Origin of the sequence: Nonomuraea maheshkhaliensis (assembly GCF_039529435.1) — a bacterium.
Taxonomy (GTDB): Bacteria; Actinomycetota; Actinomycetes; order Streptosporangiales; family Streptosporangiaceae; genus Nonomuraea; species Nonomuraea maheshkhaliensis.
Genome location: NZ_BAAAMU010000008.1, coordinates 69,611 through 82,981 on the forward strand (window position 1 = coordinate 69,611; position 13,371 = coordinate 82,981).

Genomic DNA, 13,371 nt, shown 5'->3' on the forward strand with positions numbered 1-13,371 from the left:
TCGTACGACTCGGAGGTGGTTGAAATGAGATTTCGCCCATTGATCGTCGGTGCCGGCCTCGTCGCCCTGCTCGGTCTGGCGGCCTGTGGCGGCGGTGAGAGCGGCACCAGCGGAGAGGCCGCTCCCGCGCAAGTGGACGAGAAGCGCCCCCCCGCCGTGTCCAGTGCCTCGCCGAAGCAGCAGGACGAACAGGCCGCGCGCGAGGACGGTGAGCAGGACACGACCGCGGCGCAGATCTCGACGTTCGCCCTCGACGTGGACACCGCCTCGTACGGCTACGCCCGCCGCACCCTCAAGGAGGGACGCTGGCCCGCGCCGGCCGAGATCCGCCCCGAGGAATGGGTCAACGCCTTCAGGCAGGACTACGCGCAGCCGCCGGACGACGGGTTCACCGTGCACGTGGACGGCGCCAGGCTGCCCGGGCGCGACGAGGCCGTCATGCGGGTCGGCCTGCAGACCCGCGCCAGCCAGGCGGCCGAGCGGCGGCCCGCCAACCTCACGTTCGTGGTGGACGTGTCCGGCTCGATGGCCGAGGCCGGCCGGCTCGACCTGGTCAAGTCCGCCCTGCAGAAGCTGCTCGACCAGCTCGCGCCCGGCGACCAGGTCTCGATCGTCTCCTTCAGCGACGAGGCGAGCCTGCTGGCCTCGATGACGCCGCTGACCGCCAGGGACGAGCTGCGCCGGGCGGTGAACGAGCTCACCGTCGCCGGCGGCACCAACCTGGAGGCCGGGCTGGTCACCGGCTACCAGGAGGCGTCCAAGGCGTTCAGGCCCGCCGCCACCAACCGGGTCATCGTGCTGTCCGACGGCCTGGCCAACCAGGGCAGCACCCAGTGGCAGGCCCTCCTCGACCGGGTCAAGGAGCACGCGGGCAAGCAGGTCACGCTGCTGACCGTCGGCGTCGGCAGGGAGTACGGCGACGAGCTCATGGAGCAGCTCGCCGACAACGGCGACGGCATGGCCGTGTACGTCAGCTCCGAGGAGGAGGCCGAGAAGATCTTCACCACCCAGCTGCCCGCCACCATCGAGCTGCGCGCACGCGACGCGAAGGCCCAGGTGGTCTTCAACCAGTCCGTGGTGGAGAGCTACCGGCTCGTCGGCTACGAGAACCGGGCGCTGTCGGCGGAGGAGTTCCGCGACGACAGCCGCGACGGCGGCGAGGTCGGCCCCGGCCACTCCGTCACCGCCCTGTACGCGCTCAAGCTCAAGCCCGGCGCCGACGGCCAGCTCGCCCAGGCCACCGTTCGCTGGCAGGACCCCGACACCAGGGCCGCGTCCGAGACGAGCGAGTCCCTGCGCTCCGGCGATCTGGCCGCCTCCGTCTGGGACAAGGCGCCGGTACGGCTGCAGGTCGACGTGGTGGTGGCCGCGTTCGCCGGCTACCTGCGCGACAAGGAGGCGTTCGGCATGGACCTGGGCTCGCTCGGCGAGCACGCCAACCGGCTGGCCGCCACCTCGGAGGACCCGATGGTGTCGGAGCTGGCCACGCTGATCGACCGGGCGAAGTCGATCCGCTGACGCAGGCGCGGCGGCCCGGCCCCGGGCCCCCGCCCGTCCCCGGCCCGGGCCGCCCTGTGTCTGCCGCGTCTGCCGCGATGCGCCGGCCGCGGGCCCGATCGGCGAGTGTGCGCCGGGAGTCCCGGAGTCGGCTACACTTTTGACAGGCACGAGGGGCTATGGCGCAGTTGGTAGCGCGCCTCCATGGCATGGAGGAGGTCTGGGGTTCGAATCCCCATAGCTCCACTCTCGGCGAAGGCCGCTCCCGCGATCGGGGGCGGCCTTTCGTGCGTCCGGAGCCCGGACGGATCCCCCGAAACCGTGGATGTATCGAACTGTCGTTCGTATAATAGACGACATGGACCCTGTGGAACTGCCTGAGATCTGGAGGCCGCCCGTCGTCGAGCACGCCGCGGCGATCCGCGACGGCGCGGAGCGTTACCTGCTCGCCTGGGGTGACGACGCCCAGGGGGCGCGGTGGGGATACCTGCTGTGGCCGCCGCGGGCCCGGCACGACGCGAGCGCGCGCTGGGTGCACTGGAAGGAGATCCGCCCCGTCGCGGGTGAGGACTACAGCGCGGTCCCCGTCGCGGATCCGCTCCTGTGAACCGGCTGATACTGACTAGAGTCAGATAATGGACGACACGGCGATCGGACGGGTCCGCCGCTTCCAGCGGACCGTGACCCAGCGGATAGGGGCGCTCAACGAGGGATTCCTGGCCAGGGGGCGGGCCCTCGGCCAGGCGCGGGTGTTGTGGGAGATCGGCGCGGAAGGCAGCGAGATCCGCGCGCTGCGGGCCCGGCTGGAGCTCGACTCGGGCTACATGAGCAGGCTGCTGCGCTCGCTGGAGGCCGACGGGCTGGTGGAGGTCGGCGGCGCGGGCCCCGACGGACGCGTTCGCACGGCCCGCCTCACCGCCGCCGGGCTGGCCGAGCGGGCCGAGCTCGACCGCCGCTCCGACGAGGCGGCCGCGTCGATCCTGCGGCCGCTCTCGGGCACCCAGCGCGAGCGCCTGGTGGCCGCGATGTCGGAGGTCGAGCGGCTGCTGGTCGCCTCCATGGTCGAGGTGAAGGTGCTCGACCCCCGCCATCCCCATGCCCGCCACTGCCTGCGGGCCTACTTCGCCGAGCTGGCCCGCCGCTTCGACGACGGGTTCGATCCCGCGCGCGGCATCCCGGCCGGTGACGAGGAGGTGCGGCTGCCCGCCGGGATGTTCCTGGTCGCGATGCTCCACGCCGAGCCGGTGGGCTGCGTCGCGGTGAAGCTGCACCCCGCTTCCAGGGCCGGTTCCGGGTGGGCGGAGATCAAGCGGATGTGGGTGGACCCGACGGCCCGCAGGCTCGGTCTCGGCCGGCGGCTGCTGGCCGAGGCGGAGGCGCGGGCGGCCGGCCACGGCGCGCGTACGCTGCGGCTGGAGACCAACCGCGCGCTCACCGAGGCCGTCGCCCTCTACCGGGCGGCCGGTTACGACGAGGTGGCGGCGTTCAACGACGAGCCGTACGCCCATCACTGGTTCGAGAAACGCTTTTCGCGATGAGCGTGCCTGATCATCGGCCTGATCATCGGCCCGATCAGTGGCGCGATCAGACGGGCGGGTTGAAGCGGTGGTAGCCGGGGGCGGTCCAGCCGGCGGGCAGGGTCCCGGCGCGGTCGACGTACGCGTCCAGCTCGAACCGCACCACCGGCTCCGAGCCCCATTCCACCCGCGCCCGCCCGGTGAGCTGCAGGGTCCCGCCGCGTTCCCAGTCGGGGAACAGCAGCCCGGCCGCCGGATCCAGCTCCAGATTTCCCAGGGTCATGTACATGGTGTTGCCCGGATAGTCGGGAAACTCCAGTGAGCGCGGGCCGGTGACCCGGACGAAGCCGGGGTTGCCGCCCCGGTGCGACACGTCGGCGCCGTAGCCCTCGGCGCGCGTGGCGATGAAGAACGTGTCGGCCGCCGCGATCAGGTCCGACTGCCGAAGGTCCAGGGTGGTGCCGTGGCCGAGGACGGCCGGGGTGCCGGGGGCCGAGGTGGGTTCGCGGGTCTGGATGTACTTGGGGCAGTTGGCGTAGACCTGCTCGGTCCGGACGACGAGCGTGTCCCCGTCCCGTACGGCCCTGCCGTTCACCCGCATCCTGCGCCGCGTGTGCGGCTCGATGGCCAGCAGGCCGAGGTCCCGTTCGGACTCGAACAGCCCGTGCAGCGGATCGCCCGCGCCGGGCAGGGCGCGCAGCACGATCGTGCGCTCGCCCGCGGCCGTGGCGAACCCGGCGGGGCCGGTGAGCACGCTCGCCCACAGCCGCCCGAGCTCGTCGGCGGCGCCGATCACGATCATGCGCTGCGCCCCCAGGAACGCGGCCGCGACCTCGGGGATCTCCGGCCTGGTCCGCGCGCTGCCGCGGTCGTGCGTGACGCCGTTGCGCCGCTGCACCGCGACCTCGCCAGGGTGTGCGCGCATTAGAAGAAACCGCAGGTCGGCGCGCCGGTCGTGGGCGCGGGGCGGTCGCCGGCGCCGTCCGGGGCGGAGATCTCCAGCCGGATGCCGTCGGGGTCCTCGAAGAAGACGCCGCCCGAGGTGGCGCCCTCGCCGTGCGGCACCACGCCTCCGTGGTGCACGACCGCGCCCAGCTCCCTGATCACCCGCTCGGCCCGCCGGACCGCCTCCAGGTCCGCCACCTGGAACGAAAGGTGGTGCAGCCCGGGCCGGGCGGTGGCGAAGCGGCCCTCGCTCTGCTGCCACAGGGTCAGCTTCAGCGTGCCGTTCTCGGCCAGGAACACGTAGCGCCGGCCGTCCTCCTCGGACTCGCGGGCGACCGTGAACCCGAAGACGCGCCGGTAGAACTCCTTGGACGCCTCGACGTCGGTGACGTTGAGCCCGATATGCCCAGTCTGGAAGGACATGCCTCACTCCTCTCATGCATGCGGCGCTGATTTGCCGTTATAGAGGGACTATAACGGCAAATTTGCGTCTATGGCGTTAGAAGCGGGTCGCCTCTTGTGTTCCCGGTAGTGCCGGGCCGCGCGGGCGCGGTTGCCGCAGGCCGTCGAGCACCACTCCTGGCGCGGATGCTCCTTGACGAAATAGAGCACGCAACGCGGCGCCCGGCAGGTGCGCAGCAGGGCCCGGTCCGGGCCGGCGAGGAACTCCACCGCCGCCGTCGCCAGTCGCCCGCACAGCCGGGCCGGCTCGTCCGTCCCCCGTGCGGGGGTGACGACGAGGGACGGCGCTCCGTTCCAGGACAGTTGCGCGGCCGTGGGGGCCGCCAGGGCGGCGGCGTTGACCAGGGCCAGCGACTCCTCGAACCCGGGCAGCTCGGGCGCGTCCGCCCGGCTCGGCGGCTCCGGGGTCACGGCCCTGGCGAACAGGGCGCGTACGGCCTGACGCAGGCGTACGACCTGCTCCCGCAGCTCGCCGGAGGCGGTGAAGCCGGGATCCAGGCCCAGCTCGGCCGCGTGCTCGCGGGCCCAGGTCGTCAGGCCGTCCGCGTCCGACAGGGCGTCGACCAGGCCGGAACGGTCGGCTCTGATCGTGCTGACGAAGTCCAGACTGAGATGCGACACCGTTTCAACCTAACGCGTGTCCGACTTTCTTGCCGTGAGAAAGAAGTCGGGACTGCTGTCTGCTCGGGAGGTCAGGCGCGGGCGACTCCGGCGAGGATGCCCGACCTGACCAGGTCGTACGCCTCCCCGGGCGTCCCGTCGGGCGTCCAGTCGGCCACCGGCACGACGCCGGGACCGACCAGCTCCATCCCTCCGAAATAGGACGCGATGGTGTCGTAGCCGCGCCTGGCCAGGCCACCCGAGTCGGTCGCGGCGTAGACCCGCTGGCCCGCCCGTGCCTCCTCGTCGGTGACGTCGCCCGCGTACAGATGGGAGAGCACCAGGTAGGAGCCCCGCGGCAGCCGCTCGCGCACGCGGGCCACGATCCTGGCCGCCTCGGCGTCGTCGGTGATGAAGTGCAGCACCGCCACCATGAGGACCGCGTACGGCTCGGAGAGGTCGAGATGCCCCGTGACGAGCGGATCGTCGAGGATCGCGTCGGGGTCTCTCAGGTCGCCCTCCAGCGCGATGACGTCCGGCTGCCTGGCCAGCAGCGCGCGGGCGTGGGCGAGCACGATCGTGTCGTTGTCCACGTAGACGACGCGGGAGCCGGAGACGTGCCGCGCGGCCACCTGGTGCACGTTGTCCTGGGTCGGCAGCCCGGCGCCGATGTCGACGAACCGGCGCACGCCCGCCTCGGCGATCGAGCGCACCGCGCGGCCGAGGAAGGCGCGGTTGGCCAGGGCGATCCGCCGGGTGTCGTTGCCCATCCTGCGGCCGAGCCTGATCATCTCCTCGGCGGCCCTGCGGTCGGCGGCGAAGTTGTCGCGCCCGCCGAGGTAGTAGTCGTACATGCGGGCGACGCTGGGCACGGTGGGGTCGATCCCGGCTGGTGCGCGGTCCGCCTCGGTCATCTCCCGCCCTCCCGGTGGCTTCGCTGCCGCGAAGTCTACGAGCCAGGCCGGAGCGTTCCGGGGGGTCATGCGGCGAGCGGCCGATCAGGTGCGCCGGAAGGTATGGCGGTAGGCGAGCGGCGACACCCCGACCGCCGCGTGCAGGTGCTGGCGCAGCGAGACCGCCGAACGGAAGCCCGCCCGCCTGGACACCTCCTCCACGCCGAGATCCGTCGTCTCCAGCAGTCGCCTGGCGTGCTGCACCCGCTGCCCGGTCAGCCACCTGGCCGGGCTCATGCCGGTCTCCTCGCGAAAGCGCCTGGTGAACGTGCGCACGCTCATCCTGGCGTGCCCGGCCAGCGCGGTGAGGTCGAGCGGGGCGTCGAGGTGGGCGAGCATCCAGTCGCGGGTGGCCGCCGTGCCGCCGCCGTCGCCGTACGGGAGCGGCCGGTCGATGTACTGAGCCTGGCCGCCCTCCCGCCACGGCGGCATCACGCAGCGCCGCGCCGCCCTGTTGGCCACCTCGCTGCCGTGGTCGCGCCTGATCACGTGCAGGCACAGGTCCATGCCGGAGGCGACGCCCGCCGAGGTCAGCACGTCGCCGTCGTCCACGAACAACACGTCGGGATCCAGCTTGACCTGGGGGAACAGGCGGGCGAAGCGGGCCGCCTCACGCCAGTGCGTGGTGGCCGGGCGGCCGTCGAGCAGGCCCGCCGCCGCCAGCACGTACGAGCCGGTGCAGATCGACATGGTCCGAGGCCGCCCCCGCAACGCCCGCCGCAGCGTGTCCGAGATCGTGCCGTCGCGCAGCGCCCGGCCCGCGTGGATGCCGGGCACCAGGACCGTGTCCGCCGTGTCGAGCACGTCGAGGTCGTGGTCGGGCAGCACGCTGTAGCCCGCGTTGCACCGCACCGGCATGCGGCCCTCCGAGCACGTCACCACCTCGTACAGCTTCTCGCCCGACGGCCTCTCCGCCGCCCAGAACACCTGGCCGGGCACGCCGAGGTCGAGCGGGGCGAAATGGTTGAGCACGACGACCGCGACACGATGCACCATGGCCGGATTCTTACACATATTGGCTTTCCGGCCACTCGTGGCCATGTGGCGGGATATCCCAGGATGGGCGCATGACCTTGAGCACCACCCCCACGCGCCGACTCCACCGGGCCTGGTACGTGGCGGCCGTCGCCTTCGTGGCCATCCTGGGCTCCGCCGGGTTCCGGGCCACGCCGGGCGTGCTGATCACGCCGCTGCAGGAGGAGTTCGGCTGGTCGGCGGGTACGATCTCGCTGGCCGTCTCGATCAACCTGGTGCTCTACGGCCTGACCGCCCCCTTCGCCGCCGCGCTCATGGACCGCTTCGGCATGCGCCGCGTGGTCGCCGTCGCCCTGCTGCTGATCGCCGCGGGCAGCGGGCTGACGGTGCTGATGACGGCCAGCTGGCAGCTGCTGCTGTTCTGGGGCGTGCTGGTGGGGCTCGGCACGGGGTCGATGGCGCTGGTGTTCGCCGCGACCGTGGTGGACCGCTGGTTCGTCCGGCACCGCGGCCTGGTCACCGGCGTGCTCACCGCGGCCGGCGCCACCGGGCAGCTCGTCTTCCTGCCCGTGCTGGCCCAGCTCGCGCAGGGGCCCGGCTGGCGCTTCGCCTCGCTGACCGTGGCCGTCGCGGCGCTGGCCGTGGTGCCGTTCGTGTGGTGGCTGCTGCGCGACCGGCCCGAGGACGTCGGCACGACGGCGCTCGGGGCCGATCCTGAGGCGGCGCCCGCCGCGCCGGCCGCGAAGGTCAACGCGGCCGTGCGGGCCGTCTCGGTGCTCGCCTCGGCCGCGCGGACGCGCCCGTTCTGGCTGCTGGCGGGCGGTTTCGCGATCTGCGGAGCCAGTACGAACGGCCTCGTCGGCACCCACTTCATCCCCGCCGCCCACGACCACGGCATGGCCCAGCCCGTCGCCGCGGGGCTGCTGGCCGTGATCGGCATCTTCGACATCGCGGGCACGATCGCGTCCGGCTGGCTGAGCGACAGGATCGACCCCAAGGTGCTCCTCGGCGTCTACTACGGGCTGCGCGGCCTGTCGCTGATGGTCCTGCCCGGCCTGTTCGCGGCCACCGCCGAGCCCAGCATGCTGATCTTCATCATCTTCTACGGCCTGGACTGGGTGGCGACCGTGCCGCCCACGGTGGCGCTGTGCCGGCGGATCTACGGGGCCGACGGGGCCGTGGTGTTCGGCTGGGTGTTCGGCTCGCACCAGGTCGGGGCCGCCTTCGCCGCCGTCGGCGCCGGGCTCACCCGCGACCAGCTGGGCGCGTACGACCTGGCCTGGTACGCCTCCGGCGCCCTCTGCCTCCTCGCCGCCGGCATGTCCCTGGCCATCGGGCATGCTAGGAGACGATGAACAGCGAGCTTTACGTGCTGCCCCTCGTCGTCAGGATCGAGCGCGCCGCACCCCAGACCTCACCCGGCCCCGGCCCCGGCCCTGCGAAGGGACCTCGTCAGGGGCCTCCTGAGCGCACCGACGCGCTGGAGGCCGCCGCCATGGCCGTGCTGAGCCTCCTCGACGAGCCGGGGGAGTGGACCGGCGAGCTGCACGCCTGGCAGTCCACCGGAAAGATCCGCAAGGTCGTGCGCCGGGCCAGGGGCGCCGAGTGGCGCAGGGCGCTCGCGCTGCCCGGCCGCACGATCGAGCACCGCACGGCCGAGGTGCGCGTGCACCCGCCCGTGCCGCTCGACGACTGGCCGCGCGACCTGGCCAGGCTGCAGGTCTCCGGCACCGAGCTGACCGACACCACCCCGCCGGTGCCCGCCGGGCCGCCGATCCTGTGGGCCAACCCGGCGCTGGAGATGTCCGCGGGCAAGGCCATGGCCCAGGCCGGGCACGCCGCCCAGCTCGCCTGGTGGGCCAGCGACGCGGACGAGCGGGCCACGTGGCGTGAGCGGGGGCTGGCGGTGTCCGTACGCATGGCCGGCACCCAGGAGGAGTTCGACTCCATGGTGGCGGCGGGGCTGCCCGTGGTGCGCGACGCCGGGTTCACGGAGATCGAGCCGGGTTCGTGCACGTTCGTCGCGGACGCGCCCTGGCTCTACGGCCGCGTCCCCACCAGCGGGGCCTGAACGCGCGTCCCCGTGCCACGGGTTTACGGGCGCGGGGTGAACGCCACGGGCTTCAGGGGCGCAGGGTGAAGACGTCCGCCAGCACGCCGCCCGCCGGGGTGATGCGCGCGGGCGACGGGCTGTCGTACACGACCATGAGCCGCCCGTCCGCCAGCCGCACCAGCCCCTCGGGGTGGTCGCAGCCGACGCCGTAGGGCAGGTCGGCGACGACCTCCAGCTCGCCCTCCGGCACGACGCCGGGCCGCCTGCCGTTCTGCCGGTCCGGCTGCCACCGTACGACGCGTACCGGCCCGTCGAGGTCCATGGTGGGCCCGGCGAGCAGCAGCAGCGCGTCCCCGTCAGGGCACATGTCCCGCACGCCCAGCCCGCCCAGGTCCAGGAAGTGCTTGCGGTACGGCTCGCGCAGCCGCAGCCGTCCCTTGCCCGCGTCCTCGATCCGCAGCTCCAGCACCACCGCCCAGCCCCGCAGCACAGGACCCCGCAGCCCGAGATGCACGCGGTCCCCCGTGACGGCGATGCCCTCGACGTCGAGGCCGTTGTCCTTGCCCGGCAGCGGCAGGAAGGGCGCGAGGTGCCGATCGTCCTTGAGCGCCTCGGCGAGGTTGTCCCGGCCGGAGAGGATCGCGCCGGGCAGGGGCGTCCCGGTGGCCTCGTCCAGCGGCAGGCGGACGAGGATGAAGCGGTTCTCCTCCCTGACCACGGTGGCGAGCCGGTCGGCGGCCTTGGCCGGGTCCTTGGACTTGACCCGCTTGCGCTTGAGACTGTGCGAGCCGGCCAGCCAGAGGTGGCCGTCCGTCCTGGCCAGACCCTCGATGTCGGCCTCGTCGTCCGGACCGGCGGGCAGGCTGACGTAGTCGGCCAGGCGGAAGGTGCGCTGGGCGCCGTAGTGGTCGCCGGTCCACGTGAGGTGTTCGAAGGTCGCCGTCTCGTCGCCGGCGACCCAGAGCCCGGTGGAGCTCTGGCGGATCGCTGAGAGATTTGTGTGCGTTTGCGCCGCTTGCGAAGCATGGTCGAATCGCAACTCCACCTGTTCCACCACGCCATGATTGCACTTCGGTCGCTTCCCGGACGCGATGGCGGGATATGTCGTACGCTCCCGTCGTGCTCCATGGGGAAGATGAGATCAAGGGTTCCCGAGTGACAACGGCCGCACGGCATGGGATCCCTGCCTCTCCGCCCAAACGCTCCCGCATCGGCGATCTGCGGATGCGGGACGTGTACCGGGGGCTGGCCATGGCCACCGCCGTCGCGGCGGTAGTCGCTGCGCTGGTCATGGTGCTCCCGTCGGAGCCGGACGAGGTCGCGGCGGGGCCGGTCACCGCGCCGCCGGCCGCACCGCCCTCGTCCGGCTCCGCCCCGTCGTCCCCCCTGTCGTCCCCCCTGTCGTCCGAGCCGTCGGCGGAGCCGTCCGCGGGGCCCTCGCAGGAGCCTTCGTCCGGGCCTTCGGATCCGCCTGCCAGCGCCGCTCCCGCGCAGCAGCCGACGCCGTCACCCAGTGGGTCTCTGGCGCCCGGCTACACGGCCATGGAGGCCCTGTACGCCGACCCGCGCGTCCCCAAGCTCTCCCGGGGCGTCAAGCGCATCCCCCTGCGCTCCCCGGGCAAGCGCTTCGTCAAGGACGCCCGCACCGGGCTCGCGGTGCCGCGCCTGTCCGGCCCGTGGAAGCCGCACGGGGCGGCGCCGTTCACCACCAAGCAGGTCCTGCCCAGGACGCGCGGCGCGGACGTGCGCGGCATGCTCGTCACCTGCCCGCTGCCGATCCTGGAGCAGAAGTCCCCGCGCGACACCGCCCTGCTGGCCGCCCGCTGGACGCTCAACCACCACCCCGACGACGCCAGGATCACCTGGCTCGCCTCGCAGCCGGTCAAGCGCGGCTGGATGCTCGTCTACCGCGTCACGTACGGGAAGCACACCTCGCGCGCCGCCGTCGTGATCATGGACGGGGGAATGAGCAAGCCGGGACTTGCGTTCGTCACAGTGCCGGATTCGCAGCGAAAGCAGTGGCGCGACATCGGCCGCGTGGCCTCAGGGGTGCGTGTTCTAGGCTAGAAGATCATGTGTGCGGCGATGTGGGGGAGTGACGCCGTGGAACGCTCTGGACCGCCGCAAGCTCCGGAGAAGGACAAGGGCAAAGGCAAGCCGCCCTGGCGCTCCGAAGGGCTGCCGGGCACGCCCGGCGGCCGGCCGAAGATCAACTGGTGGCGCTTCGTCGTCACGCTGCTCGTGGTGTACGCGGGCTTCTTCGTCGTGTCGTCGTTCGTCGACAGCGGATCCGTCGAGACGATCTCGTACACCGAGTTCACCAACCAGGTGAACGCCAAGAACGTCAAGGACATCTACGCCGAGGGCCTGTCGGTCGAGGGCGACCTGCGTTCGGCGGTGAAGAACCCCGACGGCGGTGCCTCCTACACGCGCTTCGCCACCGAGATCCCCGCCTTCGCCAACACCGACCAGCTCGACCAGCAGCTGTCCACCGGCCAGGTCGTGATCACCAGCAAGCCGATCACCCGGGGCTTCTTCTCCAACCTGCTGCTGTCGCTGCTGCCCGTGCTGCTGCTGGCCGGCCTGTGGATCTGGATCATGCGCCGTGGCGCCAGCATGATGGGCGGCGGCCTGGGCGGGCTCGGCAAGTCCAAGGCGGCCAAGCCGGTCGAGGCCGGGCAGGTGCGGGTCACGTTCGAGGACGTCGCCGGCATCGACGAGGTCGAGAACGAGCTCGTCGAGATCGTCGACTACCTCAAGGACCCCGGCAAATACCGCAGGCTCGGCGCCAAGCTGCCCAAGGGCGTGCTGCTCGCCGGCCCTCCTGGCACCGGCAAGACGCTGCTGGCCAGGGCGGTCGCCGGTGAGGCCAAGGTGCCCTACTTCTCGGCCAGCGCCTCCGAGTTCATCGAGATGATCGTCGGCGTCGGCGCCTCGCGGGTGCGTGACCTGTTCGAGGAGGCGCGCAAGGTGGCGCCGTCGATCGTCTTCATCGACGAGATCGACGCCATCGGCCGGGCCCGCGGCGGCGCGGGCGGCATCGGCGGCCACGACGAGCGCGAGCAGACGCTCAACCAGATCCTCACCGAGATGGACGGCTTCTCCGGCGCCGAGGGCGTGATCGTCATCGGGGCCACCAACCGGCCCGAGATCCTCGACCCCGCGCTGCTGCGTCCCGGCCGCTTCGACCGCACGGTCCAGGTGGGCCTGCCCGACGCGGCCGGCCGTACCGCGATCCTGGCCGTCCACACGCGCGGCGTGCCCATGGACGCCAAGGTCAGCCTCGACCAGCTCGCCAAGACCACGCCCGGCATGACCGGCGCCGACCTGGCCAACCTGGTCAACGAGGCCGCCCTGCTCGCCGCCAAGCGCGGCAAGGAGAAGGTCACGATGGCCGACTTCGCCGACGCGCTGGAGAAGCTGCAGCTCGGCGCGGCCCGCAGCATCGTCATGCCGGAGGAGGAGCGCACGCGCACCGCCTTCCACGAGGCCGGCCACGCGCTGCTCGGCATGCTCCAGCCCGGGGCCGACCCGGTCAGGAAGATCTCCATCATCCCGCGCGGGCGGGCACTCGGCGTCACCCTCTCCACCCCCGACACCGACCGCTACGCCTACGACGAGCAGTACCTGCGCGGCCGCATCACCGGCGCGCTCGGCGGCATGGCGGCCGAGCAGGTCGTCTTCGGCGTCATCACCACCGGCGCCGAGAACGACCTCGAACAGGTCACCATGATCGCCCGCGGCATGGTGGGCCGGTGGGGCATGTCGGAGAAGGTCGGCCCGCTGACCATCCTGCCCAACGACGGCCAGCGGCCGCAGGCATCGCCGGCCACGCTCGCCACGGTCGACGAGGAGGCGCGGCGGATCGTGGACGAGTGCTACGAGCGCGCGCTCCAGGTCCTCGGCGACAACCGCGACAAGCTGGACGCGATCGTGGCGGCGCTGCTGGAGCACGAGACGCTGGACGAGGCGGGGGCGTACGCGGCGGCCGGCCTCTCCACGCCGAACGGGTCCGGCGGCTCCGCCGATCGGCGGCCCGCGGCCGTCGAGGCGCGGCCGACGGCCTTCACCCAGGCCCATCCGGTGGCTCCCGCCGAAGGCGTCCCGGCCACGACGCCGGAGTCCGAGCCGGTCACCGCTGACACGGAGGCGGGCCAGGGGGCGCCGGTCGGCGAGTCCGGCCAGCACCCCTCCACCGACCCTCAGCCCCAGCACCAACGCTGACCCTCCGGTCGGGCACGAACACCGACCACCTGATACCTGGACAGGCGGATTCATTTCGAACCCCGGCCCTGGCCTCCGGACACCGACCGCGTTTCCGGAGGCCAGGGCCGCGGCTTTTCCGAGAATTAGGACAATCCGGACGTTG

The 13,371-nt window shown here is 72.5% G+C and carries 13 protein-coding genes and 1 tRNA gene; 8 read left to right on the forward strand and 6 right to left on the reverse strand.

Translation table 11 applies throughout. The features are described from left to right. Positions 1-24: 24 nt before the first annotated feature. From ABFX54_RS07995 to ABFX54_RS08010, 4 genes are all read left to right on the forward strand, one after another. Positions 25-1,518: a vWA domain-containing protein gene (locus ABFX54_RS07995; protein WP_346102748.1), complete on the forward strand. Its 1,494-nt coding sequence runs from the start codon at positions 25-27 to the stop codon at positions 1,516-1,518. Positions 1,519-1,670: 152 nt separating this feature from the next. Beyond that, a tRNA-Ala gene (locus ABFX54_RS08000) sits at positions 1,671-1,743 on the forward strand. Between the two features lie 112 nt (positions 1,744-1,855). Further along, entirely contained in the window at positions 1,856-2,104 is a 249-nt protein-coding gene (locus tag ABFX54_RS08005; protein ID WP_346102750.1) for a hypothetical protein, read from the forward strand. 28 nt (positions 2,105-2,132) lie between these two features. Beyond that, complete coding sequence (locus ABFX54_RS08010) at positions 2,133-3,035, forward strand: GNAT family N-acetyltransferase (protein WP_346102752.1); 903 nt, start codon at positions 2,133-2,135, stop codon at positions 3,033-3,035. 46 nt (positions 3,036-3,081) lie between these two features. On the opposite strand, the gene ABFX54_RS08015 is transcribed toward ABFX54_RS08010, so the two are convergent. The 5 genes from ABFX54_RS08015 to ABFX54_RS08035 form a co-directional block, all read right to left on the reverse strand. After that, positions 3,082-3,939 carry a pyridoxamine 5'-phosphate oxidase family protein gene (locus ABFX54_RS08015; RefSeq protein ID WP_346102754.1) on the reverse strand — a complete coding sequence of 286 codons (858 nt, stop codon included), beginning with the start codon at positions 3,937-3,939 and terminating at the stop codon, positions 3,082-3,084. Beyond that, a complete protein-coding gene (locus ABFX54_RS08020) occupies positions 3,939-4,382 on the reverse strand; it encodes a VOC family protein (RefSeq protein ID WP_346102756.1) in 444 nt (147 codons plus the stop codon). The genes ABFX54_RS08015 and ABFX54_RS08020 overlap by 1 nt, the downstream gene beginning before the upstream one ends. 48 nt (positions 4,383-4,430) lie before the next feature. Further along, positions 4,431-5,042 (reverse strand): CGNR zinc finger domain-containing protein, encoded by a 612-nt coding sequence (locus ABFX54_RS08025; RefSeq protein WP_346102758.1) that lies wholly within the window; start codon positions 5,040-5,042, stop codon positions 4,431-4,433. 71 nt (positions 5,043-5,113) lie between these two features. Further along, the gene (locus tag ABFX54_RS08030; protein WP_346102759.1) at positions 5,114-5,935 is read right to left on the reverse strand and encodes an SAM-dependent methyltransferase; all 822 of its coding nucleotides are present in this window, start codon (positions 5,933-5,935) and stop codon (positions 5,114-5,116) included. Positions 5,936-6,019: 84 nt separating this feature from the next. Next, positions 6,020-6,970, reverse strand: coding sequence for a GlxA family transcriptional regulator (locus ABFX54_RS08035; protein ID WP_346102761.1), 951 nt, complete (start codon positions 6,968-6,970; stop codon positions 6,020-6,022). 71 nt (positions 6,971-7,041) lie between these two features. On the opposite strand from ABFX54_RS08035, the gene ABFX54_RS08040 reads away from it, so the two are divergent. After that, the gene (locus ABFX54_RS08040; RefSeq protein ID WP_346102763.1) at positions 7,042-8,304 is read left to right on the forward strand and encodes an MFS transporter; all 1,263 of its coding nucleotides are present in this window, start codon (positions 7,042-7,044) and stop codon (positions 8,302-8,304) included. Then, positions 8,301-9,020: a peptidyl-tRNA hydrolase gene (locus ABFX54_RS08045; protein WP_346102764.1), complete on the forward strand. Its 720-nt coding sequence runs from the start codon at positions 8,301-8,303 to the stop codon at positions 9,018-9,020. Before ABFX54_RS08040 ends, ABFX54_RS08045 begins: the two co-directional genes overlap by 4 nt. Positions 9,021-9,072: 52 nt before the next feature. On the opposite strand, the gene ABFX54_RS08050 is transcribed toward ABFX54_RS08045, so the two are convergent. Beyond that, positions 9,073-10,059 carry a DUF3616 domain-containing protein gene (locus ABFX54_RS08050; RefSeq protein WP_346102766.1) on the reverse strand — a complete coding sequence of 329 codons (987 nt, stop codon included), beginning with the start codon at positions 10,057-10,059 and terminating at the stop codon, positions 9,073-9,075. A 167-nt stretch (positions 10,060-10,226) separates the two neighbouring features. Between ABFX54_RS08050 and ABFX54_RS08055 the strand changes: the two genes are divergently transcribed. Together ABFX54_RS08055 and ftsH are read left to right on the forward strand one after the other, a co-directional pair. Further along, complete coding sequence (locus ABFX54_RS08055) at positions 10,227-11,069, forward strand: hypothetical protein (RefSeq protein WP_346102768.1); 843 nt, start codon at positions 10,227-10,229, stop codon at positions 11,067-11,069. A gap of 36 nt (positions 11,070-11,105) precedes the next feature. Further along, the gene (gene ftsH, locus ABFX54_RS08060) at positions 11,106-13,226 is read left to right on the forward strand and encodes an ATP-dependent zinc metalloprotease FtsH (protein WP_346102770.1); all 2,121 of its coding nucleotides are present in this window, start codon (positions 11,106-11,108) and stop codon (positions 13,224-13,226) included. The last annotated feature ends 145 nt before the right edge of the window (positions 13,227-13,371 follow it).

Coding starts and splice junctions, on each gene's coding strand:
- ABFX54_RS08030 (WP_346102759.1), bottom strand. CDS start 5,935: ATGACCGAGGCGGACCGCGCACCAGCCGGGATCGACCCCACCGTGCCC.
- ABFX54_RS08045 (WP_346102764.1), top strand. CDS start 8,301: ATGAACAGCGAGCTTTACGTGCTGCCCCTCGTCGTCAGGATCGAGCGC.
- ABFX54_RS08035 (WP_346102761.1), bottom strand. CDS start 6,970: ATGGTGCATCGTGTCGCGGTCGTCGTGCTCAACCATTTCGCCCCGCTC.
- ABFX54_RS08005 (WP_346102750.1), top strand. CDS start 1,856: ATGGACCCTGTGGAACTGCCTGAGATCTGGAGGCCGCCCGTCGTCGAG.
- ABFX54_RS08010 (WP_346102752.1), top strand. CDS start 2,133: ATGGACGACACGGCGATCGGACGGGTCCGCCGCTTCCAGCGGACCGTG.
- ABFX54_RS08020 (WP_346102756.1), bottom strand. CDS start 4,382: ATGTCCTTCCAGACTGGGCATATCGGGCTCAACGTCACCGACGTCGAG.
- ABFX54_RS08015 (WP_346102754.1), bottom strand. CDS start 3,939: ATGCGCGCACACCCTGGCGAGGTCGCGGTGCAGCGGCGCAACGGCGTC.
- ABFX54_RS08040 (WP_346102763.1), top strand. CDS start 7,042: ATGACCTTGAGCACCACCCCCACGCGCCGACTCCACCGGGCCTGGTAC.
- ABFX54_RS07995 (WP_346102748.1), top strand. CDS start 25: ATGAGATTTCGCCCATTGATCGTCGGTGCCGGCCTCGTCGCCCTGCTC.
- ABFX54_RS08055 (WP_346102768.1), top strand. CDS start 10,227: ATGCGGGACGTGTACCGGGGGCTGGCCATGGCCACCGCCGTCGCGGCG.